The organism is Methylobacterium sp. Leaf93, from assembly GCF_001422345.1.
In the GTDB taxonomy this organism is placed as follows: domain Bacteria; phylum Pseudomonadota; class Alphaproteobacteria; order Rhizobiales; family Beijerinckiaceae; genus Methylobacterium; species Methylobacterium bullatum.
Map to the genome: position 1 here is coordinate 1 of NZ_LMMS01000025.1, position 1,049 is coordinate 1,049.

Genomic DNA, 1,049 nt, shown 5'->3' on the forward strand with positions numbered 1-1,049 from the left:
CCGCTACGAGCGACGTGCAGACATCTACGAGGCCTTCACGAGCCTCGCGACCAGCCTCATCACTCTCAACCAGATCAAACGGTTCTGTTAGGCGCTCTAAGTCCTTCGCCGCTCCGGTCGTCTCATCGTCTTTGCTCATGTTCGCCGGAAGCGGGGACGCTGTCCTGACTGCGGCCAGCCAAGCACTGCCGTCCATAGTCGATACGTCCGGCATCCTGCCGATCTTCCGAGTTTCGGCGAGGCCGTGACGCTGCGACTGAAGGTTCGCCGCTTCTACTGCCATCATCTCGCCTGCCGACGGCGCACATTCGTCGAACCGCTTCCGCAGCTTCTTCCATCACGCGCACGACGCACCGATCGGCTTGCCCGAGCGCAGGCTCGGGTGGGCCTCGCGCTCGGTGGCGAAGCCGGCGCTCGCTTGGCCGGGCATCTGGCGATGGCCACAAGCCCCGATACGGTGCTGCGTCTCGTGCACGGCATGACGCTGCCGTCGATCGGTCCGCTGCGAGCGGTAGGAATCGATGACTGGGCCATCCGCAAGGGACAGACCTACGGCACGCTCCTCGTCGATCTCGACCGGCGACGTCCCATCGACCTCCTGCCGGACCGAACCAGTATGACGGTTGCCGCGTGGCTGCGTCGCCATCCCGGTATCACAGTGATCACGCGCGACCGTTCGTCCGAATATGCGCGCGCAGCCACCCTGGGCGCTCCTGCGGCACTTCAGGTCGCCGACCGGTGGCATCTCCTCCTCAATCTGCGCCAAGCCTTGGAGCGTTGGCTCGCCAGTGTCCATGGACGCTTGCGATGCCTGCCCAAGCCTTGCCATCGGAGATGGCCGACGCCCCGGACAGCGTCTGCGAGCCTACCGCCGGAGTGACGCCGAGATCGTCGCCAGCCGCGACAGCCGCGCTCGCCGTCTGGCGGCCTACGAGGATGTGCGTCAGCGCTCCTAGGGTCTGAACCGAACCAAGATATTGCTGACGCTGCAGTTTTATGATTCACGTTCGCGGTTTTCAGCATGGAGGCGATGATGGCAGACCTGTTCT

At 64.4% G+C, this 1,049-nt stretch carries 2 pseudogenes; both read left to right on the forward strand.

What is annotated here, in order from left to right:
• A pseudogene (locus tag ASF26_RS22735) lies at positions 1-91 on the forward strand (IS5/IS1182 family transposase); the annotation flags it as partial.
• 30 nt (positions 92-121) lie between these two features.
• A pseudogene (locus tag ASF26_RS22115) lies at positions 122-950 on the forward strand (ISL3 family transposase); the annotation flags it as partial.
• Positions 951-1,049: the final 99 nt, after the last annotated feature.